Below are 22,999 nucleotides of genomic sequence, written 5' to 3'. Positions count from 1 at the left end.
ACAACATGAATAACGGGAATGACGATGGACATGATTTCGGTGCGGCAAGCGCCCGAGCTGGCGCCGCGCGCCATTGCGTATTTTCAGCGGCACTGGGCCACGGCAGAAACGCTGATGATGTATGAAGACGCCATCAACCGCAGCCTCGGCGCCGCTAACCCGCTGCCGCAGTGGTACCTGCTGATGGAAAATGACCAGATCCTCGGCTGTGCGGGACTGATTACCAACGACTTTATCAGCCGTGGGGAATTGTATCCCTGGCTGTGTGCGCTCTACGTAGAAGAGACGCAGCGCGGCCGGGGCTACGGCGCCAAGCTGATTGAGCATGTGGCGACGGAAACCCGCCGGCTGGGCTTCCCGCAGCTGCACCTGTGCACCGATCTGGAAGGCTACTACGAGCGCAGCGGCTTCGTTTATAACGGGCTCGGCTATCACCCCTGGGGCGAAGCCTCGCGGGTCTACTCGCGGGCGCTGTGATCGCCCTCGCCGGGGGCGGGTAAGACAAACCTGACTTTTCTTTCACCTCATCGCGCATCGCGGGTTACACTGGCCGCTTGTTCGCCACCGACCGGGTTAATTCGCCGCCGCGATGAGAGTGCCACGTCAGCTACAGCAACGCTTTACCGCCTGCATCGCCATTATGGCGGTGCTGTTGCTGTTTGTGGCGCCGGTGGTGTCGAAATCGCTGATGCACCACCCGATGATGGGCGGCATGGCTCAGACGGACGCCGCCATGCCGCACGACATGCACGGGATGGCGATGCCCGCCGCCGAGCATGCCGGCCACCACGGCATGGATCCTGCGGAGATGATTTTCTGCGGCTATTGCGAGCTGCTGATCCACGTGCCGCTGCTGCTGTGGGCATTCGTCCCGCTGCTGTGGCTGATGGCGCGTATCGCGCGCCTGCCTTGCGCGCCGCGCATCGTTTCTCCGCCCCTTCGGCGCCTTACTCTGCGGCCGAGCCCGCGCGGGCCGCCCGGCCAGCCGTTTTTCCCTATTGCTTGATCATGGGTAACGCCGTCCGTATCGCTGCGGACGGTTTGCCTGCGCGCACAGTTTGAAAAACGAGAAAGGCCATGTCTTCAATAACCAAAAATCCACCTGCCGCATCGCCGCGTGGCGCGATGCTGAACCTGATCAGACGGCTGCATTTTTATATCGGCCTGCTGGTCGCACCTTTTATTCTGGTCGCTGCACTGTCCGGCACGCTGTATGTGCTGACCCCGCAGCTTGAAGAGGCGCTGTATCGCGATGCGCTTTTCACCGAACCGCACGGGCAGGCGAGATCGCTGGCTGACCAGATCGCCGCCGCCCGCCGTGCGGCGGGTGACGAGGCGCGCATTTACGCCGTGCGTCCGGCTCCCGGCGCAATGGACACCACGCGCGTACAGTTCACGAGTGCCGATCTGGGCGCTTCCGAGTCGCGTGCGCTGTTTGTCGATCCCTATACCCTGGCGATCAAGGGCGATATGACGGTGTACGGCACTTCCGGCGTACTGCCGCTGCGCACCTGGCTGGACAAGCTGCACAGCAGCCTGCTGCTTGGCGATCTGGGCCGTAATTACAGCGAGCTGGCGGCCTCCTGGCTGTGGGTAGCCGCGCTGGGCGGCGTGGCGCTGTGGCTGGCGACGCGGCCGAAGCGCAAGCTGAAAAGGGTGAAAGGGGGCTTCGCCGCTAACCGCCATTGGCATATCACGCTGGGCGTGGCGCTGCTGGCCGGGCTGCTGTTCTTCTCGGCTACCGGGCTGACCTGGTCGCAGTGGGCCGGCGGCAACATCGACGCGCTGCGGGCCAACCTGGGCTGGCTGACGCCGCAGGTCAACACCAGCCTGCAGGCCGATGCGCCGCAGACGCCGACCGATCCGCACGCCGAGCACCGCGGGATGATGCCGGGCATGAAGATGAGCCCTGCCGCGCAAAGCAATGCGCTGAACGGCGATTGGGATCGGGCGCTGCACGCCGCGCGCGCCGCCGGAATAGACGCCGCTAAGGTCGAGCTGCGCCAGCCGAAAGGCGAGGGCAAAGCCTGGACGGTGACCGAAGTAGATCGCAGCTGGCCGACGCAGGTGGACGCGGTTGCCATCGCGCCGCAAAGCTTCGCCGTCGTCGACCAGGTGCGGTTCGACACCTTCCCGCTCATCGCCAAGCTGACCCGCTGGGGCATCGACGCCCACATGGGCATTCTGTTCGGCTTGCCGAATCAGCTGCTGCTGGCGGCGTTCGGCCTCGGGCTGTGCTTAACGATCGTGCTGGGTTACCGCATGTGGTGGAGTCGCCGCCCGGCGGCGGGGACGCAGCATCCGGTGCAGACCCTGGTTGCCGCCTGGCTGGCGCTTTCCCTGCCTGCCCGCGCCGTCACGCTGCTGGTAGCAGCGGCGCTGGGTTATTGCCTGCCGGTAATGGGCGTGAGCCTCGCGGCGTTGCTGCTGGTGGACGTAGGGCGCTGGCGCGGCCAGCGGCAAGGGCTTCGGGACGAAACGCCGGAAGCGGCCGCCCGCCGCGCCGAGGTGCGCAAGTTCCGCGCGGCGGTGGCGACAGTGGCGGTGGCGGTCGGCTGCGTGATGGGCCGGGCGATCCTCGGCGGCACCGTCGAACAATTCCAGCTGCCGATCGGTGACTGGAGCGCGCAGATGGTGATCATGCAGAGCCTGATGGTGCTGCTGTATACGCTGGTGTTCACCCTGCTGCTTTCCATTCCGCTGTGGTATTTCTTCCTGGGGGAAAAAGAGGGGCGGTGAGGTATTTTGCGCCGATGTGATGCGTTAAACCCCGCTGCGGCGGGGTTTTTCTTGGCTATATCAGCCGGTGTGCGTGCAGTTTGACGCTTTCCATGATGCTGTCCATCGTCACCTGCACGCGGTGCGGCAACACGCCGCGCCGGCGGTAGATCAGGTAGGCCTGCATATCGATGCCGCGCTCGCGCGCCAGGCAGGGCAGCAGCGTGCCGGCATCGAGCTCGGCGGCGACGGAATAATACGGGGCGTAGACGATGCCCAGGCCCTGTTTGGCCAGCTCGATCGCCGGCAGAATGTTATCGCAGACGCTGGCGCCGTTGATCTCGACCTGTACCAACTCCCCCTGCGCACTGTAGCCGCTCCAGGTATTGCGAATGCCGCCCAGCATGCGCAAGGTAATGCAGCGATGCTGCGACAGTTCATCCAGCTCATTCAGCGGCGAGCGGGCGATGTAATCCGGCGCGGCGAACAGCCCGACGCGAAAACGGGTAAAGGGCCTGGCAATCAGGCTTTCGTTTTGCGGCTGGAAAAAGCTGATCAGCAAATCGCAGTCGCTGTCGAATACTGCGCCATATTTTTTCTCGCGTTCGTCGGGGTTGCGGGTTACCAGATCGACAGTCAGCGCCGGCGCAGCGTGCAGCAGCGGCGGCAGCAAATAGCTGGCCAGGAAAGCGTGGATGCCGATCGGCGCGCCGAGCGTGACCATGCCGTTCAGGCTGCGCTTATAGGTGCCGGCCATATCGAGCAGATCGCTATGCTCGTTCAGCAACTGCGAGGCGCGCCGCAAGAATTGTTCGCCGAACTCGGTCAGTGACAGAGTGCGCGGGCCGCGCAGGAACAGCTCCAGCCCGAGCCGCCGCTCCAGCGCGGTGAGGGCGCGCGACACGTTAGACTGCGGCATATCCAACAGCTGCGCCGCTTTGCTGACGCTCGCCGTTTCGGCAATGACGCGGACAATCCTGAGTTCTTCAATGCGGAAGTCTTTCTCTTTCACTGGCCGGCTCGTATGAGTTTGTATATCAAAAATGATATACACCTTTGGCGGCATTGTCATATGACTTATCACGGGTGGGTGGGTATCATTCGATTTGATTATTTGCTATCCACAAAAATAAAGAGAAACCCGTCAATGAAAGTGACAAGAGCGGTTATTTTACCTGCGCTGTTATTACTGGCCGCGTGCTCTTCCGCCGTGACCGAAAAAGAAAAATACTCGACCTTTCTGACCAATTATAACGATATCAATAAAGGTCAATCCGCGTCCGGCAAAGACGTTTTATATTGGAAGGATAAGAACGTCGATTTTTCCCGTTATCAATATCTGGTGTATCAACCGATGATCTATTTCCCGCGGCCGAAACCGAGCGAGATGGTGAGCCAACGCGCGCTCGACAATATCCTGAATTACACCAACCAGCAGTTTAAGCAGGCGATGGGCACCCATTTTACGCTGGTGGACATGCCGTGCGAGCATACCCTGATTTTCCGCGGCGCCATCACGGCGATCGACACGCAGAAGAAAGGGCTGCAGGTCTATGAAGTCTTGCCAATCACGCTGCTGATCGCCGCGACGCAAAGCGTCACCGGGCACCGTACTATGGAGAGCGCGGTCTATATGGAAGGCGAGTTTATCGATGCCGCGACCAATCAGCCGGTCATTAAAGTGGTGCGTAAGGCTTCGGGAGAAAATCTTAATAATGAGAAAGCACAGCTGAAAGTCACCGACGTGAAGAACGCCATCGATACTATCGCCAACGACATCAGACAATATAACACGCTATAGAGATTATTTATTTTCATTATTCTCAACCAGGACTTTACATGTTTCTTAACTATTTTGCTTTAGGCGTACTGATCGCGGTATTCCTGATATTATTCTACGGCGTCATTATTATTCATGACATTCCTTATTTGCTGGCGAAAAAACGCCGCCATCCGCATCAGGATGCGATTCACGTCGCCGGTTGGGTCAGCCTGTTTACGCTGCACGCCATTTGGCCGCTGCTGTGGATCTGGGCGACGCTCTATCGGCCGGAACGCGGCTGGGGCATGAGTGAAAGGCCTGAATCCTCAACGGATCTGCAGGCGCGCATCGCACTGCTTGAAGCGGAATTACAACGCCTGCAGGAAAAGCCGACGGCGGTTCCCGGCCCCACGGTAAGTTGAGCGTAGCCTATGGATTTGCTCATTATTCTCAGCTACGTGGCGCTGAGCTACGGCGTATTTAAACTGTTCCGCATTCCGGTCAACAAATGGACCGTGCCGACTGCGGTGCTTGGCGGAATATTTATCGTTGGCGCCTTGATTCTGACGATGAACTACAACCATCCGTATAGCGATCGGGCGCAGAAAATTGCCGTGTCGGTGCCGATGGTGCCGCAGGTCTCGGGCATGATCGTTGAGGTGACGGAGAAAACCAACGTGCTGCTGCGCAAAGGCGAGGTGCTGTTCCGGCTCGACGACAGCCGCTACCGCGCGCGGCTCACCAAGCTGGAAGCGGATCTGGCCGGGGCGGAGGCGGAGATCAGAACGCGTCGGGCAGCGCTTAGCGAGTCCGCCGCCAACGTGCAGCGGGCGAACGTGGAGTTTGAGCGCGCCCGTAAAGATTACCAGCGCTACGCGAAAGGGGCGGCCATGCCGGTCAATCCGTTTTCGGAGCAGGACGTCAGCCATGCGCAGCAGCAGTATCAGGCGCAATCCGCCGCGCTGCAGGCGGCGAAAGCCCAGTTCCAACAGGAACAGGCGCGGTTGTCCGGGCGCTATGACGGCGAAGACGCCACGATAGCCAGCCTGAAATCGCAAATAGCCGAAGCGCGTTACAACCTGGAACAAACGGTGGTGCGTGCGCCGAGCGATGGCTATGTCACGCAGGTGCTGGCGCGGCCGGGCACGGCGGCGATGCGATTGCCGTTCAAACCGGTGATGATTTTTATCCCGCAGCAAAAGCGCCAGGTGGTGGCGGTATTCCGCCAGAACGCCATCCTGCGCTTGGCGCAGGGGGATCAGGCTGAAGTGGTGTTTAACGGTTTGCCGGGACAGGTTTATGGCGGCACCGTGAGCCGGGTGTTGCCGGCGATACCGGACGGCAGCTACCAGGCCAGCGGCGCACTGCAGGGCCTGAGCGCCACGCCGGGCCGGGAAGGGGTGTACGTGATGATCGATCTGGCGGCCAACCCGGATCTGGATCATCTGCCCGACGGCGTGAGCGCCCAGGCGGCGGTCTATACCGGGCACTTCGAGCACGTCTCCGTGATGCGCAAAGTGCTGCTGCGCATGACCAGCTGGCTGCACTATCTTTATCTGGATCACTAGCCTGCATCGGCCCGGGGAGCCCGGGCCAAGGGTTTTCCCCCTGAATGTGACAAAAACAAAAAAGCCCGCAACCGAAGTTGTGGGCTTTTTCGCTATTATCGCCGGGTCTATCTGGTTCACTGGCGACGTATTTGGTGGAGCTGGGGGGATTTGAACCCCCGTCCGAAATTACTACACCGTCGGCACTACATGCTTAGTCCAATCTTTACATTCGCCGGCCAGCTGCGGATGGACACGCTACTGACAGACTAGCCTGATTGAGTTTAACGCTTCAGCCCCAGGCAGGACATCCACGCGATCTCTTTTGGGTTTGACCTCTCTTGATCCCCGTCCTAAGAGCGGAGGCTAGGGAGAGAGGGCTCTAAGCAGGGTATTAAGCTGCTAAAGCGTAGTTTTCGTCGTTTGCGACTATTTTTTTGCGGCTTTTTACGAGGCCAACCGCCCCTCGGCATGCTCCTAGGGCTTCGCAAATCCCGTCGAATCCAGAATCAGCCCCAAGTAACTTTGTGCAGTATACCAGAAGTTTACCTCGATAAGCCAGCGGCTTAACGATTGGCGTGCTTCATGATACGGGCTTTCGCCGTCTGCCATTCGCGATCTTTGATGTCATCGCGTTTGTCGTGCTCTTTCTTGCCTTTGGCTACGCCGATCTTGATCTTGCTCCAGGCATTTTTCCAATACAGGGACAAGGCCACCACGGTGTAACCGTCGCGGTTGACGCGGCCGAGCAGGGTGTCCAGCTCGCGTCGGTTCAGCAGCAGTTTACGGGTACGCGTCGGATCGCACACCACATGCGACGAAGCCACGTTGAGCGGGGTGATGGTGGCGCCAAACAGGTAGGCTTCACCGTCACGGAACGTCACGTAGCTGTCGCTGAGGTTGGCTTTGCCTGCACGCAGCGATTTAACTTCCCACCCTTGCAGCGACAGGCCCGCCTCGAACTCTTCTTCAATGAAGTATTCGAAACGCGCACGCTTGTTTTGGGCAATGGTGGCGGAACCGGGTTTGTGTGCTTTTTTCTTTGTCATAGTGCGTTCATTATACTGGATGCTTCAGCGAAAGAAATCCTTTCCCGTTCAGCACCTGCGCAATTTTTCGCATTTTTGGTGCCCTCATCTCTTAGCAGATTTTTTGTTTGCCGCCAGATAAATGGTATTATCTGTACGTTTTATGTCTTACAGGAAATGATATGCCCCAGATCAGTCGGTCTGCATTAGTGCCGTTCAGCGCCGAGCAGATGTATCAGTTGGTTAACGATGTTCATTCTTATCCCGATTTTCTGCCAGGCTGCACCGGCAGCCGGGTGCTTAACGCTACCTCCAACGAGATGACCGCCGCGGTGGACGTCGCCAAGGCCGGTATCAGCAAGACCTTCACCACCCGCAATACGCTGCTGGATAACCAGAGCATCAATATGCAACTGGTCGATGGTCCGTTCCGCAAGCTGATGGGCGGCTGGCAGTTCACGCCGCTGAGCGAAGAGGCCTGCAAGGTGGAGCTGCACCTGGACTTCGAGTTCACCAACAAACTGATTGAGCTGGCGTTCGGCAAGGTGTTCAAAGAGCTGGCGGGCAGCATGGTGCAGGCATTCACCCAGCGGGCGAAAGAGGTCTACAGTGTCTGACATCCAGGTCGAGGTGGTGTACGCCTTGCCGGAGCGGCAGTACCTGCGCAAGGTGAAGCTGGCCGAGGGCAGCAGCGTCGAGCAGGCGATTCAGGCTTCAGGCCTGCTGGAGCTGCGCCAGGATATCGATCTTAAAAGCAATAAAATCGGCATCTACAGCCGCCCGGCCAAGCTGGGCGATAAGCTGAACGATGGCGACCGGGTGGAGATTTACCGGCCGCTGATCGCCGATCCGAAAGAGCTGCGCCGGCAACGGGCAGAAAAGGCAAAAAAATAAGGCGCTTATAGCGCCTTATTTTTTTATCTGAAACTGATTTTCTCTTCCGCGTTGCAGCCTGCGACTGTCATGAGGAACACCATGCCCCCTCATGGGCCGGAAGAGCGGTCAGCGCCGATTACTTGGTCAGCGCCGGTTTGTTCTGGATGTCGGTCAACACGCCTGCGCTGTCGAAGGTCAGCGTCAGCGTCTGCTGGGTGATGTCTTCATGGCCAGGCTGCTGGCGGAACACATAGAACCACGTCTGAGTTCCGAACGGGTCTTGCAGCATTGGGGTGCCCAATGTGTAAGCGACCTGTTGTTGGGTCATCCCTTTCTGAATTTTCGCCACGTCGGTCGACGTCAGGTAGTTCCCCTGGTTGATGTCAGGACGATAAACCACCTTTTCAAAAGTAGAACAGCCTGCAGTCAGCATCACAAGAACTACAGCGGCGGCAGTCAGCGTTTTACAGCGCATAGTAATCACATTCCTTTAGGGCATAGGATGCCGATGATAATAGACCTTGCGGCAGTTGGAAACCTTTATACCCTTCATCTTTCACGTTGCGACGCATTGGCTTTCCTTTAGCACCTCAAGCGCTTGGCCTTTTTCAGGCTGTTGAGATGGCTTTGGATCACCGCCGCGCCGCACTTTAGATATTTCTCGGGCCAACAGCGTCACTGTCAGACCGCAGGAAAGTGAAAAAGTTGAGCTTTTTTATGCCGCCAGCAGTTCTTTGGCGTTCGCCAACGTATTGCGGGTGACTTCGCTGCCGCCGAGCAGGCGCGCCAGCTCCTGCAGCCGGGCGCGTTTATCCAGCGGCGCCATCTGGGTTTCGGTGACCGTGCCGTCGGTCTGCTTGCTGACGAACAGGTGCTGATGCCCGCATCCGGCCACCTGCGGCAGGTGGGTGACGCACATCACCTGGGTGGATTCGCCGAGCTGGCGCAGCAGGCGGCCGACGATGGCGGCGGTCGGGCCGCTGATGCCCACGTCCACCTCATCGAAGATCAGCGCCGGGGTTTCCATCTTGCGGGCGGTGATCACCTGAATGGCCAGCGCGATGCGCGACAGCTCACCGCCGGAGGCGACCTTCGCCAGCGGCTGCAGCGGCTGCCCCGGGTTGGTGGAGACGCAGAACTCGGTGCGGCTGGCCCCTTCGGCGCTCAGGTGCTGCGGTTCGAAGCGCACGTCGATGTTGAACTTGCCGTGCGGCATGGAGAGCGCCTGCATGCTGTCGGTGATGAGCGTGGTCAGCTCGGCGGCGTAGTGCAGGCGTTTCTGATGCAGCTGCTCCGCCAGCGCCAGCGCCTGCTGATGATGCAGGGTCACCGCCTCGTTCAGGTGCTCATGGTCGCTTTCCTGCTGCGACAGCAGCTGCTGTTCATCCAGCAACTGCTGATGCAGCTGCGGCAGCTCTTCCGGCGCGACCTGGTGTTTGCGCGCCAGGCTGATTTGACGCGACAGGCGCTGTTCCAGCTCGTGCAGGCGATTGGGATCGAGATCCATGCGATCGGCGTAATGGCGCAGTTCGTCGCTGGCTTCGCTGATCTGGATAGAGGCCTCTTCCAGCATGTCCAGCAGACCGCTGAGCTTATCGTCCAGCCCGGCCAGCTCAAGCAGCAGGTGTTTGGCGCTGTAAAGCTGGCTGAGCATGTTGTTCTCGTCGCTGTCGGCCAGCAGCTGCAGTGTTTGCTGGCTGAGGGTCAGCAGCTGACCGCTGTTGGCCAGGCGCTTGTACTCGGCGTCGGTCTGTTCGAACTCGCCGGCCTGCGGCGCGAATTCGTTCAGCTCTTTCAATTGGTATTGCAGCAGCTGCTTGCGCGCTTCGCGCTCGATGGACTGCTGCTGATGGTGCGCCAGCTCGCGGCAGCTTTGGTGCCAGCGTTGGTAGGCCTGGCTCATCGCCGCCAGCAGGGCGGGTTCGTCGGCGTAGGCGTCGAGCAGCGCTTTTTGGTGCTCCGGCTTGAGCAGCAGCTGATGGGCGTGTTGACCGTGGATTTGGATTAGGCGTTGCCCCAGCTCACGCAGCTGCGACAGCGGCACGGCGGTGCCGTTGATAAAGCCGCGCGAACGGCCGTCGGCGTTGATCACCCGGCGCAGCAGGCATTCGTTGCTGTCGTCCAGCTGGTTTTGCTCCAGCCACGCGCGCGCGGACGGGGTGTCCGCCAGCGAGAAGCGGGCGCAGATGTCGGCGCGGGCGGCTCCCAGGCGCACCACGTTGCCGTCGGCGCGGTTGCCGAGGCACAGCCCCAGCGCATCGATGGCGATGGATTTGCCGGCGCCGGTTTCACCGGTGATCGCCGTCATGCCCGGTTGAAAATCAATTTCCAACTCACGAACGATAGCAAAGTTGCTGATGGTTAATTGCGCCAGCATGGGAACCTTCCTGTGTATAAACACATAACTGTAGTTTCATACAGTATAAACTGGTTTTATATACAGTAAAGTGGCCGATGCAGATTTTAGAACAATTTTTTCGACCAGCCCAACTTGGTGCTTAACGTGTTGAAATAGCTGTAGTCCTTCGGGTGAATCAGGTTCAGATGGAAGTTGCTGCGGCGGATCAGCACTTCTTCGCCTTCCTGGATCGGCAGTGCGATCTGGCTGTCGCAGCTGATCTCCAGATCGCTGCCGATCTGCGAGAATTTCAGGCGGATGGTGCTGTCGCCGTTGATCACCAGCGGCCGGGCGGAAAGGGTGTGGGGGAACATCGGCACCAGCGCGATCGCCTCCAGCGACGGGGTGAGGATCGGCCCGCCGGCGGAGAGCGAGTAGGCGGTGGAGCCGGTCGGCGTGGCGATGATCAGGCCGTCGGAGCGCTGCGAGAAGGCGAAGCGATCGTCGATGTACACCTCGAATTCGATCATGTGCGCCACTTTGCCGGGGTGCAGCACCACTTCGTTGATGGCGGTGCTGATGCGGCACTGCTGGTGCTCTTTATGCACGATGGTTTCCAGCAGGAAACGCTGTTCGTCGATGTACTCGCCTTCCAGCACGTCCGCCAGCTGCTGCAGGGCGTTGTCGGGATCGAGATCGGTGAGGAAACCGAGGTTGCCGCGGTTGACTCCGATTACCTTGATGTCATAGCGCGCCAGCACGCGCGCGGCGCCGAGCATGTTGCCGTCGCCGCCGACCACCACCGCCAGATCGGCGCGCTGGCCGATATCCGCCAGGCTGCCGGTGACGGCGTCTTTCAGCCCCAAATCATGGGCGATTTGGCGTTCGACCATCACCGAATAGCCGCGGGCCACCAGCCAGTGGAACAGCATCTCGTGGGTTGCCAGCGCTGAAGGGTGACGCGGGTGGCCAACAATGCCAATACAGGCGAATTTTTTATTCATTTGTTGTGATTTTCCTCACCGGGACCCGTTTATGCCCCACATTGTGACCGGTTGACTTGAAACCCCGGTTTTGATCCCCATAATAAGCCAAGTTGCGAGATTAATGCTAAAACGCGGAGATATTCATGAGTAGTAAAGAACAGAAGACGCCAAACGAGCAAGTCTCGGAAGAAATGGAACAACACGCTCATCACGAGGATACGCTGCCGGAAGCGGCGGAAGGCGTCGATCTGCGCGATGCGCGTATCGCCGAACTGGAAGCCCAACTGGCGGAAGCTCAGCAGCACGAGCGCGACAGCCTGCTGCGCGCCAAAGCGGAAGCGGAGAACATCCGTCGCCGCGCCGAACTGGACGTCGAGAAAGCGCACAAGTTCGCCCTGGAGAAATTCTCCGGCGATCTGCTGCCGGTGATCGACAACCTGGAGCGCGCGCTGGATCTGGCGGATAAAAACAATCCGGAACTGGCCGCGATGATCGAAGGCATCGAGCTGACGCTGAAATCGCTGCTGGACGTGGTGCGCAAGTACGGCATCGAAATCGTCGGCGACGTCAACGTGCCGTTCAACCCGGAAGTGCATCAGGCGATGAGCATGATGGAATCCGCCGATCACCAGCCGAACCACGTGATGATGGTGATGCAGAAAGGCTATACGCTGAACGGCCGCCTGCTGCGTCCGGCGATGGTCGCGGTCTCCAAAGCCAAGGCGTAATCGCCCCGGCAACGGCATAAAGAAAGGCACCCGAGGGTGCCTTTTTTGTCTCTGGACTACGCCTGCGGCAGGCGCGGCATCCAGTCGATCGGCGTGAGCCCTTGCTGCTCCAGCAGCTGATTGGCCTGCGAGAAGTGGCGGCAGCCGAGGAAACCGCGGTGCGCGGAGAGCGGTGACGGGTGCGGCGCTTTCAGCACATGGTGGCGGTTGCGGTCGATAAAGTTGCCTTTCTTCTGCGCGTGCGAGCCCCACAGCAGGAACACCACGCCTTCGCGGTTCTCGTTCAGGGCGGCGATCACCTTATCGGTAAAGGTTTCCCAGCCCAGGTTGGCGTGCGAGTGCGCGCGGCCGCCTTCGACCGTCAGCACGGTGTTGAGCAGCAGCACCCCCTGTTCGGCCCAGCTTTGCAGGTAGCCGTGATCCGGGCGTTCGAAACCGGGAATGTCGGTCGCCAGCTCTTTATACATGTTCACCAGCGACGGCGGCGCCGGCACGCCGGGGCGCACCGAGAAAGAGAGGCCGTGCGCCTGATTGGGGCCGTGGTAGGGATCCTGGCCGAGGATGACGACTTTGACGTCCGCCAGCTCGGTAAAGCGGAACGCGTTGAACACGTCTTTCTGCGGTGGATAAATGGTCTTACCGGCCTGGCGCTCAGCGGCAACAAAGGCGAGCGTTTCAACAAAATAGGGCTGCTCTTTCTCTTTGCCGATCACGTCATGCCAGGTGAGGGAGGTGGCCATAAACGCTCTCCTTTGTTTTCTTTAGCAATTCATGGGCTATAGCTTACCGTGTCGGCCCGCGCAGCGAAACCCGCTTTTCATTTCTCACTGTCACGCGTAATGCAATTATTTTTGAAAATTTACAAAAATAATTGTTTTTTAGCGCGACGGGAAAATTGATATAAAACATAAATTTGCCCCTTCACGCCTTGTGCCTACCCGGTAAAAATTGACTTTAATCAAAGAACTGGCCCGGTCAGGCTGGTATACAGAACAACAAGACAACAATGGTTTTACCAAATGGCCGAAACCAGAATTGGGTTTTCTCACGATGTGAATTTTTACGCCCTTGTACGGAGGCAACATAATGATTACCGGTATTCAAATTACCAAAGCGAACGACCAGGCGCTGGTGAATTCTTTCTGGCTGCTGGACGATGAAAAAGCGGAAGCTCGCTGCGTGTGCGCCAAGGCCAACTACGCGGAAGATCAGGTTGTCGCGGTCAGCGATCTGGGCCAGATCGAATACCGTGAAGTGCCGCTGGAAATGCAGCCGACCGTGCGCGTGGAAGGCGGCCAGCACCTGAACGTCAACGTGCTGCGTCGCGAAACTCTGGAAGACGCGGTCAAGCATCCGGAAAAATACCCGCAGCTGACCATCCGCGTGTCCGGTTATGCGGTGCGTTTCAATTCCCTGACGCCGGAACAGCAGCGCGACGTTATCGCCCGCACCTTTACCGAAAGCCTGTAATCGGCGGCGCAGTCAATCAGGGAGCTTCGGCTCCCTTTTTGCGCTTGATGGCCGAAAACTGAAGGCGGATCACATTCTGCACAAAGATAAGCATTCCTGATACAGAACTCATCCGACCTGCCGATAGCTAAATCAGCACCTATTCAGGTGCTAAATAAAAAAGTCTATCGACAAGGAGTCGGCATGAGTATGCCTTTAAGTTTTACCTCTGCAGTATCCCCGGTGGCCGCGATCCCTACACCTCGCGCCGCTGCCGAAACGGCGACGGCATCGCAGCCTGCGGCAGCGCCGGCAAATCCGGCGCCGGTGGCCACCCCTTCTCAGAATACGCTGAACGCGCAGAACCTGTTGAATACGCTGGTCGGCGATATCTCTGCGGCGGCGCCGACGGCGGTTGCGCCGGGCGTGATCCGGGGGCAACAATCTCAGGAAGGCGATTATGCGTTGGCGCTGTTGGCCAAGGACGTTTACTCGCTGAACGGCCAGGGCGCCGCCGGGTTCAACCGTCTGAGCGACAGCGCGTTGCTCGGGTTCGGCATCGATCCCGCCAGCCTGCACGACGCGGGCAGCGGTTTCCAGGCCGGGATTTACAGCAACGACAAGCAGTATGTGTTGGCGTTCGCCGGCACCAACGACTGGCGCGACTGGCTGAGCAACGTGCGGCAGGCGACGGGTTATGACGATGTGCAGTACAATCAGGCGGTTGCCGCCGCCAAAAGCGCTAAGGCGGCCTTCGGCGATGCGCTGGTGATCGCCGGTCATTCGCTCGGCGGTGGTCTGGCGGCCACGGCGGCGCTGGCGACCGGCACCGTCGCGGTCACCTTCAATGCGGCCGGGGTGTCGGATTACACCCTGAATCGCCTGGGGATCGATCCGGCGGCGGCGAAGAAAGACGCCGAAGCCGGCGGCATTCGCCGTTACAGCGAGCAATATGACATGCTGACCAGCACCCAGGAATCGACTTCGCTGATCCCGGACGCCATCGGCCACAACATTACCCTGGCCAACAACGATACCCTGACCGGCATCGATGACTGGCGGCCGAGCAAGCATCTGGATCGCAGCCTGACGGCGCACGGCATCGACAAGGTGATAAGCTCGATGGCGGAACAAAAGCCGTGGGAGGCGAAGGCCAATGCCTGAAGGGTGTCGCTTGCGGCGGGCGCTGGCGATAGCCTTACTGGCGCTGGTCGCGGTGACCGGTTTACTGATGATGGCTAAGGAGCAACAGATGGGGCAGGAGATTTCACCGTTTGACGGCCGCAGCAACCAGGCGCTGGCTCAGGCGGTGGCGCGCGGCGATGCGCAGGGCATCGCCGCGCAGGCCACACAGGAGCGCTTGCGCGAACGGGGCGATCGACAGGTCACGCTGTTGCAGTGGGCGGTGCTTTCGCAACAGCCGGCCAGCGTGCAGACGTTGCTGGAACTCGGTGCCGACCCGGCGACGGCGGGGCTGGACGGCAACAGCGCGCTGCACACCGCGGCGATGTTGCAAGACGCACAGTATCTGCGGTTGTTGCTGACCGAAGGGGCGCAGGTGAACGTGCGCAATGCCGTTACCGGCGCCACGCCGCTCGCGGCGGCGGTGCTGGCCGGGCGTGAGGAGCCGCTGCGGCTGCTGTTGGCGGCCGGGGCGGACACCACGTTGAGCGATCGGCTGGGGGATACTCCGCTGCATCTGGCGGCGAAGATCAACGCGCCGCACCTGGCGCTGTTGCTGTTGCAGGCCGGTGCCGATGCCCGGGCGCGCAATCAGCAGGGTTATGCGTTCCAGTTTTATTTCTCGCAAACGCCGGCGCATTTGCAGAATGACGAGCTGAAGGCGCAGTTCCGCGAGCTGGATAAATGGCTGCAGGGGCGCCGCCTGGCCACGCATTACGCGCAGCAGTAAACACCCATAAAAAAACCGCCTGTACAGGCGGTTTTTTCTTAGGCAGCGGCGGTTATTGCGCGTCGCCGGTTGGTTTGGCCTTCGCCTGACGGCGTTTGCCGACGTTTTTGGCGTCGCGATGGCGCACTTTCACCTTGGCCTTTTCTTTGTTCTTCGCCTTGTCTTCCGCGCGCTTGGCCAGCACTTTCTTCGACGGTTTACCGTTGCTCTTCTCGTTCGGCACCTTGGTTTTCGGCCGCAGTTCGTCGATCACGCGCGCTTTCAGCGGCTCGTTCAGGTAACGGCCCACTTTGCCCAGCAGCAGATGGTCGTGCGCTTCCACCAGCGAAATGGCGGTGCCTTTGCGCCCGGCGCGGCCGGTACGGCCGATGCGGTGCAGGTAGGTATCCGCAGTGCGCGGCATGTCGAAGTTGAACACGTGGGTGATATCGAGGATATCCAGGCCGCGCGCGGCAACGTCGGTGGCCACCAGCACGTTAACCCGGCCATCCATCATGCGTTTGACCGCTTCGTTGCGTTTGGCCTGCACCATTTCGCCTTCGAGATAGCAGGTGTTGATGCCCGCTTCGCGCAGCCAGGTGGCCAGCTCATGCACGCGCTCGCGCTTGCGCACGAAGATCACCGATTTCTGCACGTCCGGCTGCTTCAGCAGGTGGATCAGCAGCGCGGTTTTGTGCTGCACGTCATCGGCGCGATAGTACCATTGCAGGATCTTTTTGCGTTCGCGGCGCGACGGATCGGCTTCCACTTCCACCGGCTCTTTCAGGATGCGCTCGGCGAATTCGCGGATCGCTTCGCCTTCCAGCGTGGCGGAGAACAGCAGCGTCTGGTTGCGCCAGCGGGTTTCGGCGGAGATGGTTTCGATGTCCTGCGCGAAGCCCATGTCGAGCATGCGGTCGGCTTCGTCGAGAATCAGGGTTTCCACCGCGCGGCAGTCGAAGTTCTCTTCTTTAATGTATTGCAGCAAGCGGCCGGTGGTGGCGACCACCACGTCCTGGTTTTCGCTGAACACTTCCGCGTGGTTCATGTAAGCGACGCCGCCGGTGATAGTGGCGATATCCAGCGAGGTATGAGCAGCCAATTCACGCGCCTGGTCGGCGACCTGCATCGCCAGTTCACGCGTTGGCGTCAGGATCAGCACGCGCGGCGGGCCGGATTTCTTGCGTGGAAAGTCCAGCAGGTGCTGCAACACGGGCAGCAGGAAGGCGGCGGTTTTGCCGGTGCCGGTCGGAGCCGAACCTAAGACGTCGCGCCCGTCCATCGCCGGCGGGATCGCAGCGGCCTGAATGGCGGTGGGGCGATCGTAGCCTTTGTCGCGCAGCGCGTCGATCAGGCGATCATCGAGTTCGAGTTCGGAAAAAGTGGTTGCTGTCATGGTCTACCTCTACTTGGGGCGCCGATTATAGACGGGTTGGCCGCGATCTTCACCTATTTAAGCGGAAAGCCGCTCTTTTCCCGCCGATCAGATTGCCTTATGCTACGCCAGTTTTATAGCCAGGTGGTGAGTGTGAGCAAGCGATCGAAAGCCGATTTTACCCCGCGCCGCGGGGGTTTTACCTTTAAACAATTCTTTGTCGCCCACGATCGTTGCGCCATGAAAGTGGGCACCGACGGGGTGCTGCTCGGCGCCTGGGCGCCGCTGGGGCAGGCGCGCCGGGTGCTGGACATCGGCAGCGGCAGCGGGCTGATCGCGCTGATGCTGGCGCAGCGCAGCGGCGACGAAGTGACCATCGACGCGGTGGAGCTGGATGAAGCCGCCGCCGGCCAGGCGCGCGAAAACGCGGCGGAATCGCCGTGGCCGCAGCGCATCCGCGTGCATGCGCAGGATATTCACCATTATGCGCAGCAGCATGCCGCTGAGTATGATCTGATCGTCAGCAATCCGCCTTATTTTGAGCCGGCGGTGGCCTGCCGCGACCAGGCGCGCCACAACGCGCGCTACACCGAAACCCTGACGCACGAGGCGCTGTTAGCCTGTGCAGTACAGCTGCTGGCGGAACAGGGTATGTTCTGCGTGGTGCTGCCGCACGACATCGGCGCCGAATTCGAACGCCTGGCGCAGCAAAGCGGTTGGCACACGGCGGCGAAAGTGAACGTCAGCGATCGGGCCGATACGCCGCTGCACCGGGTGTTGCTGGCGCTGACGCGGCGGGAAACGCCGCTGCGGGAGCAGGCGCTGGCGATCAAGCAGGCCGACGGCAGCTATACCGACGATTTCCGCCGGTTGATCACCGACTTCTACCTGTTCTACTGAAAAGAAAAGGGCGCCGATTAGGCGCCCTGTCGCAGAGTTTAAGGCTGCAAAATGGTCGGCAGTGCTTCCGGCAGCAAATCCGGGTAGTCCAGCGTGTAGTGCAGGCCGCGGCTCTCTTTGCGCGCCATGGCGCTGCGCACGATAAGCTCGGCCACCTGCACCAGATTGCGCAGTTCCAGCAGGTTGTTGGAGATGCGGAAGTGAGCGTAGTACTCGTCGATTTCCGCCTGCAGCGTGTTGATGCGGCGCAGGGCGCGCTCAAGGCGCTTGGTGGTGCGCACGATGCCGACGTAATCCCACATGAACAGCCGCAGCTCGTGCCAGTTGTGTTGAATCACCACCCGTTCGTCCGCATCGTCCACCCGGCTTTCATCCCAGTGCGGCACCTGTTTGGCCTGCTGGATGAACGGCAGGCGCTGCAGAATGTCTTCCGCCGCCGACCAACCGTAAACCAGGCACTCCAGCAGCGAATTCGACGCCATGCGATTGGCGCCGTGCAGGCCGGTGTAGCTGACCTCGCCGATGGCGTACAGCCCGTCGAGATCGGTGCGGCCGTGCTGATCGACCATCACGCCGCCGCAGGTGTAGTGCGCCGCCGGGACGATGGGGATCGGTTGCCGAGTCAGATCGAAGCCCAGCGTCAGCAGCTTTTCGTAGATCATCGGGAAATGCTGGGTGATGAACTCCGCCGGCTTGTGGCTGATGTCCAGGTACATGCAGTCGGCGCCCAGGCGCTTCATTTCATGGTCGATGGCGCGGGCGACGATATCGCGCGGTGCCAGTTCGCCGCGCGGATCGAAATCCGGCATAAAGCGGCTGCCGTCCGGGCGCTTCAGGTAAGCCCCTTCGCCGCGCAGCGCTTCGGTCAGCAGGAAGTTGCGCGCCTGTGGGTGGAACAGGCAGGTCGGGTGGAACTGGTTGAACTCCAGGTTGGCGACCCGGCAGCCGGCGCGCCAGGCCATGGCGATGCCGTCGCCGGAGGAGATGTCCGGGTTGGTGGTGTATTGGTATACCTTGGCCGCGCCGCCGGTGGCCAGCACCACCGTTTTGGCGCGGTAGGTTTCCACCCGCTCGAGCTCGCGGTTCCAGACGTAAGCGCCCACGACTCGGCGGGTGCCCGGCAGGCCGATTTTGTTCGAGGTAATAAGGTCAACCGCGTTGCGGCGTTCCATCACGCAAATATTGGGGTGAGCGCTTGCTTTCCCCACCAGCGTGGTCTCTACTTCCTTACCGGTAGCGTCCGCGGCGTGCAGGATGCGGCGATGGCTGTGGCCGCCTTCGCGCGTGAGGTGATAATGCGCCTCGCCCTGCGCGTTGACCTCGGTGTCGAACAGCACGCCCTGATCGATCAGCCACTGCACGCAGTGGCGCGCGTTGCCGGCGATGAATTCGACGGCCTCTTTGTCGCACAGGCCGGCGCCGGCAATCAAAGTGTCATCAACGTGTGAGGCAATGCTGTCCGTCTCATCGAACACCGCGGCGATCCCGCCTTGGGCGTAAAAGGTGGCCCCCTCGCTGAGCGGCCCCTTGCTGAGAACGGTAACCTTGCAATGCTGCGCCAGGCGCAGCGCCAGTGACAGGCCCGCAGCGCCGCTGCCGACGATCAGTACATCGCTAACATGTTCAGATGATGGTTGCATAACGTATGATGTGTGCAGAAGAAGAGTGAATTTCATGTTAGCCTAACTGTCCGGGCAAAAGCCACGGATAGGGTGACATCAACAGAAAAAACAATGGCGATATGGAACTTCGTGTTCTATATGAACTCCAAGCGAGTGCTTGCTCAGGAAAATAATGTATGGCTGGCAGTACAATTTTACGCGTGGAGACGGATTTGGGGAGAGTTTACCTCGGATGAGCGAGCAGTTAACGGATCAAGTTCTGGTTGAGCGGGTCCAAAAGGGCGACCAGAAATCGTTTAACCTACTGGTAGTGCGCTATCAGCATAAGGTGGCGAGTCTCGTTTCCCGCTATGTGCCGCAGGGCGATGTGCCCGATGTGGTGCAGGAGTCGTTTATCAAGGCCTATCGCGCACTGGAATCGTTCCGTGGCGACAGCGCTTTTTATACCTGGTTGTATCGAATCGCCGTGAACACGGCAAAGAATTATCTGGTTGCTCAGGGGCGCCGTCCGCCATCCAGTGATGTGGACGCCAACGATGCGGAAAATTACGAAAGTGCGGGCGCACTGAAAGAAATTTCGAACCCTGAGAACTTAATGTTGTCAGAAGAGCTGAGACAGATAGTTTTCCGTACCATTGAGTCTCTCCCTGAGGATCTTCGCATGGCGATTACCCTGCGGGAGTTGGATGGTCTAAGCTACGAAGAGATAGCCGCCATCATGGATTGCCCGGTCGGAACCGTACGTTCGCGTATTTTCCGCGCCCGGGAAGCTATCGATAATAAAGTTCAACCGCTGATCCAGCGTTAGCAATGGCGGGCACAGGAAGGGTACTTAGGCATGCAGAAAGAAAAGCTTTCCGCTCTGATGGATGGTGAATCGTTCGACAGCGAGCTGTTGAGTTCTCTGTCGCAAGATCGAACGCTTCAGCAAAGCTGGCAGAGCTATCACCTGATACGTGACACACTGCGGGGTGATATCGGACAAGTGATGCATTTCGATATCGCCGATCGCGTCGCCGCTGCACTTGAGAAAGAACCTGCCCGGCTGGTGCCTTCCGCCGTTCAGGAATCTCAGCCGCAGCCTCACACCTGGCAGAAAATGCCGTTCTGGGACAAAGTGCGTCCTTGGGCGAGCCAGATTACGCAAATCGGCATGGCGGCCTGCGTGTCGCTGGCGGTCATCGTCGGCGTGCAGCACTACAACCAGCCTTCTGCGTCATCGAACGCGTCCGAATCGCCGGCCTTCACCACGCTGCCGATCATGGGCCAGGCCTCACCGGTCAGCCTGGGCGTTCCTGCCGACAGTTTCTCCACCGGCAGCGGCCAACAGCAGCAGGTGCAGGAACAGCGTAAGCGTATCAACGCCATGCTGCAGGACTATGAACTGCAACGTCGCCTGCATTCGGATCAGCTGCAGCTTGAGCAAAGCAATCCGCAACAGGCCGCCATTCAGGTTCCCGGAACTCAGTCTTTAGGAATGCAACAGCAGTAATGAAGCAAATCTGGTTCTCCGTTTGTTTATTGACGGGCAGCCTGCTCTATTCCAGCATCGCCCCGGCGCAGCCGACTGCGTCCGGGGCGTTATTGCAACAGATGAGCAGCGCCAGCCGTTCTCTCAATTACGAGCTCGCCTACATCAGCATCAGCAAGCAGGGAATCGAGTCGTTGCGCTATCGCCATGCGGTGATCGGCAACGTGCCGCTCGGCCAGCTGTTGCACATGGACGGCCCGCGCCGCGAAGTGCTGCAGCGCGGCGGCGGGATCAGCTACTTCGAACCCGGCCTGGAGCCGTTCACGCTCACCGGCGATCACATCGTCGATGCGCTGCCGGCGATCGTTTATGCCGATTTCACCCGCCTGGCCAAGTACTACGACTTTATCTCCGTGGGCAGCACCCGCATCGCCGATCGGCCGTGTGAAGTGCTGCGCGTGGTGGCGCGCGACGGTTCCCGCTACAGCTACATCGTCTGGATGGACGAGGACACCAAGCTGCCGCTGCGGGTGGATTTGCTCGATCGCGACGGCGAAACGCTGGAGCAATATCGGGTGATCTCCTTCGCGGTCGGCGCCGACGTGCAGGGCGCGATGCAGGGGCTGCTCAAAGCCAACCTGCCGCCGCTGCTGTCGCTGCCGGCGGTGGAAAACGTCCAGCTGAGCTGGAGCACCGGCTGGCTGCCGGCGGGGGTAGACGAGGTGGCGCGCAACCGCCGCAAATTGCCTAACGTCGCCGTGCCGGTTGAATCCCGCCTTTACAGCGACGGCTTGTTCAGCTTCTCGGTCAACGTCAGCCCGGCGGGCAGCGGAGCCGGGCAGCAGTACTACCGTCAAGGGCGCCGCACCATCCAGACCGAAGTGCGCGCGGGCAACGAAATCACGATTGTGGGCGAATTGCCGCCGGCGACGGCCAAACGCATCGCCGACAGCATTTCTTTCAAGGTATCGCCGTAATGATGAAAGAGTGGGCCACGGTGGTTTCGTGGCAACAGGGCGTAGCGCTGCTGCGCTGTGAACCCAAGGCCGGCTGCGGCAGCTGCACCGCGCGCTCCGGCTGTGGCGCGCGTGCGTTGAACGAGCTGGTGCCGGAAACCGAGCATCAGCTGCAGGTGCATATCGATCAGCCGCTCGAGCCGGGGCAGCGCGTCGAGGTCGGCATCGCGGAAGGCAGCCTGCTGCGCTCCGCCATGCTGGTTTACCTGACGCCGCTGCTGGGCATGATGCTGGGTGGCGCGTTATTGCAATATTGTTTCGGCAGCGACGCCTCGGCGGCAGTCGGCGCCGTACTGGGCGGCGGGGTGGCCTTTATGCTGGCGCGCCGCTTGGCCCGACGTCTGGGCGAGCAGGCCGACTATCAGCCGGTGGTGCTGCAGATTGGCTTACCGCCTACCGCACTGCGCATGCAGGCGGAAAACTCCCCGCTGATTTAAACCGACGGCCGCGTCATCGCCGGGTTGTGATAGGCGGGGATGCGGTTGTGGATCATATGTTCCAGCAGCGCGATGAACAGATCGGCGCTGAGCAGCGAATCATCGTTGATAGCGAACAGCACATTGCCCTGGCCGTCGAATAAGCGGATGCCGCGCTGCGGATGATTTTCCAACGCGCGGATCTGCTCGATAGGCACGTTGCCCCGTTCAGTGGTCAGCAGGGTGGCGCTCAGCCGCAGCGTTTCGGTCGGCGTGCCTTGCCGTTTGCCGAGCAGCAACTGCCACAGCCAGCGTGCGTCGCCCTCAACCGTGTGAAACGACACCGTCTCCCCCTGATAGAGCGCGTTCAACGCCAATGGCCCGCGCTGCTGCAGCTGCTGATCGACGATCACATCCGCCAGTCGCCACGAATGGGCGACATTGCTGAAGACCGTGCACCAGGGCTGATCCGCGCCGGCGCGGAACGCCGTGACGTCAAACAACCCGCCAAAAGCCTTGCCGCCGCGAAAGCGATAGATGTCGCCGATTTTCTCAAACGGAATGAAACGCTCTTTGTGATGGTGGCCGTCAAAGACCCGTACGCCGTGCTCGTAGAGCCGATACGTCAACACCGGGCGCAGGTAATGCCGCAGCGCCAGCAGCGTACAGCCGAGTAAAATTGTGCCCGCGCCGGCCTGCAACAGCGTGATGACGTCATTCTCATCAATGCTGCTCAGCAGCGGCAGCACCAACAGCGCCGCACCTACGCTGAACAGCAGCGCCGCCGCCGCCAGAATGCCCCAGTTGACCTTCGAAAAATCGTGCCGGCTCAGCATTTGCCCTTTATCGATCATAATGCACCTTCCAATCAACGTA

At 60.3% G+C, this 22,999-nt stretch carries 26 protein-coding genes and 1 other RNA gene; 17 read left to right on the top strand and 10 right to left on the bottom strand.

What is annotated here, in order from left to right; genetic code table 11:
* The first annotated feature begins 24 nt into the window (after positions 1-24).
* From ACMGG9_RS18185 to ACMGG9_RS18175, 3 genes are all read left to right on the top strand, one after another.
* Positions 25-477, top strand: coding sequence for a GNAT family N-acetyltransferase (locus ACMGG9_RS18185; RefSeq protein ID WP_197756196.1), 453 nt, complete (start codon positions 25-27; stop codon positions 475-477).
* A 112-nt stretch (positions 478-589) separates the two neighbouring features.
* Positions 590-1,006: a DUF2946 domain-containing protein gene (locus ACMGG9_RS18180; protein ID WP_223524628.1), complete on the top strand. Its 417-nt coding sequence runs from the start codon at positions 590-592 to the stop codon at positions 1,004-1,006.
* A gap of 71 nt (positions 1,007-1,077) precedes the next feature.
* Positions 1,078-2,739 carry a DUF2534 family protein gene (locus ACMGG9_RS18175; protein WP_187048308.1) on the top strand — a complete coding sequence of 554 codons (1,662 nt, stop codon included), beginning with the start codon at positions 1,078-1,080 and terminating at the stop codon, positions 2,737-2,739.
* Between the two features lie 55 nt (positions 2,740-2,794).
* Here ACMGG9_RS18175 and ACMGG9_RS18170 read toward each other — a convergent pair whose 3' ends face one another.
* Positions 2,795-3,730 carry a LysR family transcriptional regulator gene (locus ACMGG9_RS18170; RefSeq protein WP_025303965.1) on the bottom strand — a complete coding sequence of 312 codons (936 nt, stop codon included), beginning with the start codon at positions 3,728-3,730 and terminating at the stop codon, positions 2,795-2,797.
* 135 nt (positions 3,731-3,865) lie between these two features.
* Between ACMGG9_RS18170 and ACMGG9_RS18165 the strand changes: the two genes are divergently transcribed.
* From ACMGG9_RS18165 to ACMGG9_RS18155, 3 genes are read left to right on the top strand one after another with little or no spacing between them, the layout of a single operon-like run.
* Positions 3,866-4,519, top strand: coding sequence for a DUF3313 domain-containing protein (locus tag ACMGG9_RS18165; protein ID WP_197756194.1), 654 nt, complete (start codon positions 3,866-3,868; stop codon positions 4,517-4,519).
* Between the two features lie 38 nt (positions 4,520-4,557).
* Positions 4,558-4,902, top strand: a complete 345-nt coding sequence (locus ACMGG9_RS18160; protein ID WP_122004496.1) for a DUF3302 domain-containing protein — start codon at positions 4,558-4,560, stop codon at positions 4,900-4,902.
* A gap of 9 nt (positions 4,903-4,911) precedes the next feature.
* The gene (locus ACMGG9_RS18155) at positions 4,912-6,048 is read left to right on the top strand and encodes an HlyD family secretion protein (protein WP_197756193.1); all 1,137 of its coding nucleotides are present in this window, start codon (positions 4,912-4,914) and stop codon (positions 6,046-6,048) included.
* A gap of 132 nt (positions 6,049-6,180) precedes the next feature.
* On the opposite strand, the gene ssrA is transcribed toward ACMGG9_RS18155, so the two are convergent.
* Positions 6,181-6,544, bottom strand: a transfer-messenger RNA (tmRNA) gene (gene ssrA / locus ACMGG9_RS18150).
* A 49-nt stretch (positions 6,545-6,593) separates the two neighbouring features.
* A complete protein-coding gene (gene smpB / locus ACMGG9_RS18145) occupies positions 6,594-7,076 on the bottom strand; it encodes an SsrA-binding protein SmpB (protein ID WP_016929804.1) in 483 nt (160 codons plus the stop codon).
* A gap of 161 nt (positions 7,077-7,237) precedes the next feature.
* Between smpB and ACMGG9_RS18140 the strand changes: the two genes are divergently transcribed.
* Together ACMGG9_RS18140 and ACMGG9_RS18135 are read left to right on the top strand one after the other, a co-directional pair.
* Positions 7,238-7,672, top strand: coding sequence for a type II toxin-antitoxin system RatA family toxin (locus tag ACMGG9_RS18140; RefSeq protein ID WP_004929096.1), 435 nt, complete (start codon positions 7,238-7,240; stop codon positions 7,670-7,672).
* Positions 7,665-7,949, top strand: a complete 285-nt coding sequence (locus tag ACMGG9_RS18135) for an RnfH family protein (protein ID WP_414161609.1) — start codon at positions 7,665-7,667, stop codon at positions 7,947-7,949. The genes ACMGG9_RS18140 and ACMGG9_RS18135 overlap by 8 nt, the downstream gene beginning before the upstream one ends.
* Before the next feature lie 118 nt (positions 7,950-8,067).
* On the opposite strand, the gene bamE is transcribed toward ACMGG9_RS18135, so the two are convergent.
* From bamE to nadK, 3 genes are all read right to left on the bottom strand, one after another.
* Positions 8,068-8,406, bottom strand: a complete 339-nt coding sequence (bamE, locus tag ACMGG9_RS18130) for an outer membrane protein assembly factor BamE (protein ID WP_004929101.1) — start codon at positions 8,404-8,406, stop codon at positions 8,068-8,070.
* A 240-nt stretch (positions 8,407-8,646) separates the two neighbouring features.
* Positions 8,647-10,308 (bottom strand): DNA repair protein RecN, encoded by a 1,662-nt coding sequence (recN, locus tag ACMGG9_RS18125; protein WP_033644129.1) that lies wholly within the window; start codon positions 10,306-10,308, stop codon positions 8,647-8,649.
* Between the two features lie 86 nt (positions 10,309-10,394).
* Complete coding sequence (nadK, locus tag ACMGG9_RS18120) at positions 10,395-11,273, bottom strand: NAD(+) kinase (RefSeq protein ID WP_004929107.1); 879 nt, start codon at positions 11,271-11,273, stop codon at positions 10,395-10,397.
* A 125-nt stretch (positions 11,274-11,398) separates the two neighbouring features.
* Here nadK and grpE point away from each other — a divergent pair, with 125 nt between their 5' ends.
* A complete protein-coding gene (gene grpE, locus ACMGG9_RS18115; protein WP_025159545.1) occupies positions 11,399-11,983 on the top strand; it encodes a nucleotide exchange factor GrpE in 585 nt (194 codons plus the stop codon).
* A gap of 56 nt (positions 11,984-12,039) precedes the next feature.
* On the opposite strand, the gene ung is transcribed toward grpE, so the two are convergent.
* Positions 12,040-12,723, bottom strand: coding sequence for a uracil-DNA glycosylase (gene ung, locus ACMGG9_RS18110; RefSeq protein ID WP_004929112.1), 684 nt, complete (start codon positions 12,721-12,723; stop codon positions 12,040-12,042).
* Between the two features lie 346 nt (positions 12,724-13,069).
* On the opposite strand from ung, the gene grcA reads away from it, so the two are divergent.
* From grcA to ACMGG9_RS18095, 3 genes are all read left to right on the top strand, one after another.
* Positions 13,070-13,453, top strand: a complete 384-nt coding sequence (grcA, locus tag ACMGG9_RS18105; protein ID WP_004929114.1) for an autonomous glycyl radical cofactor GrcA — start codon at positions 13,070-13,072, stop codon at positions 13,451-13,453.
* A 183-nt stretch (positions 13,454-13,636) separates the two neighbouring features.
* Entirely contained in the window at positions 13,637-14,596 is a 960-nt protein-coding gene (locus ACMGG9_RS18100; protein WP_060442526.1) for a DUF2974 domain-containing protein, read from the top strand.
* A complete protein-coding gene (locus ACMGG9_RS18095) occupies positions 14,589-15,344 on the top strand; it encodes an ankyrin repeat domain-containing protein (RefSeq protein ID WP_089192173.1) in 756 nt (251 codons plus the stop codon). The genes ACMGG9_RS18100 and ACMGG9_RS18095 overlap by 8 nt, the downstream gene beginning before the upstream one ends.
* A gap of 52 nt (positions 15,345-15,396) precedes the next feature.
* Here the strand turns inward: ACMGG9_RS18095 and srmB are convergent, their stop codons facing one another.
* Positions 15,397-16,719: an ATP-dependent RNA helicase SrmB gene (srmB, locus tag ACMGG9_RS18090; RefSeq protein ID WP_047025578.1), complete on the bottom strand. Its 1,323-nt coding sequence runs from the start codon at positions 16,717-16,719 to the stop codon at positions 15,397-15,399.
* A gap of 99 nt (positions 16,720-16,818) precedes the next feature.
* Between srmB and trmN the strand changes: the two genes are divergently transcribed.
* Positions 16,819-17,598: a tRNA(1)(Val) (adenine(37)-N(6))-methyltransferase TrmN gene (gene trmN, locus ACMGG9_RS18085; RefSeq protein ID WP_042785226.1), complete on the top strand. Its 780-nt coding sequence runs from the start codon at positions 16,819-16,821 to the stop codon at positions 17,596-17,598.
* A gap of 38 nt (positions 17,599-17,636) precedes the next feature.
* Here the strand turns inward: trmN and nadB are convergent, their stop codons facing one another.
* Complete coding sequence (nadB, locus tag ACMGG9_RS18080; protein WP_197752444.1) at positions 17,637-19,238, bottom strand: L-aspartate oxidase; 1,602 nt, start codon at positions 19,236-19,238, stop codon at positions 17,637-17,639.
* A 214-nt stretch (positions 19,239-19,452) separates the two neighbouring features.
* Here nadB and rpoE point away from each other — a divergent pair, with 214 nt between their 5' ends.
* The 4 genes from rpoE to rseC are packed head-to-tail and all read left to right on the top strand — an operon-like array spanning position 19,453 to position 22,144.
* Positions 19,453-20,028, top strand: coding sequence for an RNA polymerase sigma factor RpoE (gene rpoE / locus ACMGG9_RS18075; RefSeq protein WP_004929136.1), 576 nt, complete (start codon positions 19,453-19,455; stop codon positions 20,026-20,028).
* A 30-nt stretch (positions 20,029-20,058) separates the two neighbouring features.
* A complete protein-coding gene (rseA, locus tag ACMGG9_RS18070) occupies positions 20,059-20,712 on the top strand; it encodes an anti-sigma-E factor RseA (protein ID WP_033644125.1) in 654 nt (217 codons plus the stop codon).
* On the top strand, positions 20,712-21,668 hold the full coding sequence (rseB, locus tag ACMGG9_RS18065) for a sigma-E factor regulatory protein RseB (RefSeq protein ID WP_025303948.1): 957 nt from the start codon (positions 20,712-20,714) through the stop codon (positions 21,666-21,668). Before rseA ends, rseB begins: the two co-directional genes overlap by 1 nt.
* Positions 21,668-22,144 (top strand): SoxR-reducing system protein RseC, encoded by a 477-nt coding sequence (gene rseC / locus ACMGG9_RS18060; RefSeq protein ID WP_033644124.1) that lies wholly within the window; start codon positions 21,668-21,670, stop codon positions 22,142-22,144. The genes rseB and rseC overlap by 1 nt, the downstream gene beginning before the upstream one ends.
* On the opposite strand, the gene ACMGG9_RS18055 is transcribed toward rseC, so the two are convergent.
* On the bottom strand, positions 22,141-22,977 hold the full coding sequence (locus ACMGG9_RS18055; RefSeq protein WP_033644123.1) for a hypothetical protein: 837 nt from the start codon (positions 22,975-22,977) through the stop codon (positions 22,141-22,143). The two genes, rseC and ACMGG9_RS18055, sit on opposite strands and share 4 nt — an antisense overlap.
* Positions 22,978-22,999: the final 22 nt, after the last annotated feature.

The organism is Serratia sp. BNK-10 (assembly GCF_047456065.1).
Taxonomy (GTDB): Bacteria; Pseudomonadota; Gammaproteobacteria; order Enterobacterales; family Enterobacteriaceae; genus Serratia; species Serratia ureilytica.
Note: the sequence above shows the minus strand (reverse complement) of the source record. Positions and strands in the feature narration are given on the sequence as shown.

Coding starts and splice junctions, on each gene's coding strand:
- ACMGG9_RS18055 (WP_033644123.1), bottom strand. CDS start 22,977: ATGATCGATAAAGGGCAAATGCTGAGCCGGCACGATTTTTCGAAGGTC.
- ACMGG9_RS18165 (WP_197756194.1), top strand. CDS start 3,866: ATGAAAGTGACAAGAGCGGTTATTTTACCTGCGCTGTTATTACTGGCC.
- rseA (WP_033644125.1), top strand. CDS start 20,059: ATGCAGAAAGAAAAGCTTTCCGCTCTGATGGATGGTGAATCGTTCGAC.
- srmB (WP_047025578.1), bottom strand. CDS start 16,719: ATGACAGCAACCACTTTTTCCGAACTCGAACTCGATGATCGCCTGATC.
- ACMGG9_RS18160 (WP_122004496.1), top strand. CDS start 4,558: ATGTTTCTTAACTATTTTGCTTTAGGCGTACTGATCGCGGTATTCCTG.
- bamE (WP_004929101.1), bottom strand. CDS start 8,406: ATGCGCTGTAAAACGCTGACTGCCGCCGCTGTAGTTCTTGTGATGCTG.
- smpB (WP_016929804.1), bottom strand. CDS start 7,076: ATGACAAAGAAAAAAGCACACAAACCCGGTTCCGCCACCATTGCCCAA.
- recN (WP_033644129.1), bottom strand. CDS start 10,308: ATGCTGGCGCAATTAACCATCAGCAACTTTGCTATCGTTCGTGAGTTG.
- rpoE (WP_004929136.1), top strand. CDS start 19,453: ATGAGCGAGCAGTTAACGGATCAAGTTCTGGTTGAGCGGGTCCAAAAG.
- ung (WP_004929112.1), bottom strand. CDS start 12,723: ATGGCCACCTCCCTCACCTGGCATGACGTGATCGGCAAAGAGAAAGAG.
- ACMGG9_RS18155 (WP_197756193.1), top strand. CDS start 4,912: ATGGATTTGCTCATTATTCTCAGCTACGTGGCGCTGAGCTACGGCGTA.
- ACMGG9_RS18095 (WP_089192173.1), top strand. CDS start 14,589: ATGCCTGAAGGGTGTCGCTTGCGGCGGGCGCTGGCGATAGCCTTACTG.
- ACMGG9_RS18185 (WP_197756196.1), top strand. CDS start 25: ATGGACATGATTTCGGTGCGGCAAGCGCCCGAGCTGGCGCCGCGCGCC.
- ACMGG9_RS18180 (WP_223524628.1), top strand. CDS start 590: ATGAGAGTGCCACGTCAGCTACAGCAACGCTTTACCGCCTGCATCGCC.
- trmN (WP_042785226.1), top strand. CDS start 16,819: ATGCTACGCCAGTTTTATAGCCAGGTGGTGAGTGTGAGCAAGCGATCG.
- rseB (WP_025303948.1), top strand. CDS start 20,712: ATGAAGCAAATCTGGTTCTCCGTTTGTTTATTGACGGGCAGCCTGCTC.
- nadK (WP_004929107.1), bottom strand. CDS start 11,273: ATGAATAAAAAATTCGCCTGTATTGGCATTGTTGGCCACCCGCGTCAC.
- nadB (WP_197752444.1), bottom strand. CDS start 19,238: ATGCAACCATCATCTGAACATGTTAGCGATGTACTGATCGTCGGCAGC.
- grcA (WP_004929114.1), top strand. CDS start 13,070: ATGATTACCGGTATTCAAATTACCAAAGCGAACGACCAGGCGCTGGTG.
- ACMGG9_RS18175 (WP_187048308.1), top strand. CDS start 1,078: ATGTCTTCAATAACCAAAAATCCACCTGCCGCATCGCCGCGTGGCGCG.
- ACMGG9_RS18140 (WP_004929096.1), top strand. CDS start 7,238: ATGCCCCAGATCAGTCGGTCTGCATTAGTGCCGTTCAGCGCCGAGCAG.
- grpE (WP_025159545.1), top strand. CDS start 11,399: ATGAGTAGTAAAGAACAGAAGACGCCAAACGAGCAAGTCTCGGAAGAA.
- ACMGG9_RS18100 (WP_060442526.1), top strand. CDS start 13,637: ATGAGTATGCCTTTAAGTTTTACCTCTGCAGTATCCCCGGTGGCCGCG.
- rseC (WP_033644124.1), top strand. CDS start 21,668: ATGATGAAAGAGTGGGCCACGGTGGTTTCGTGGCAACAGGGCGTAGCG.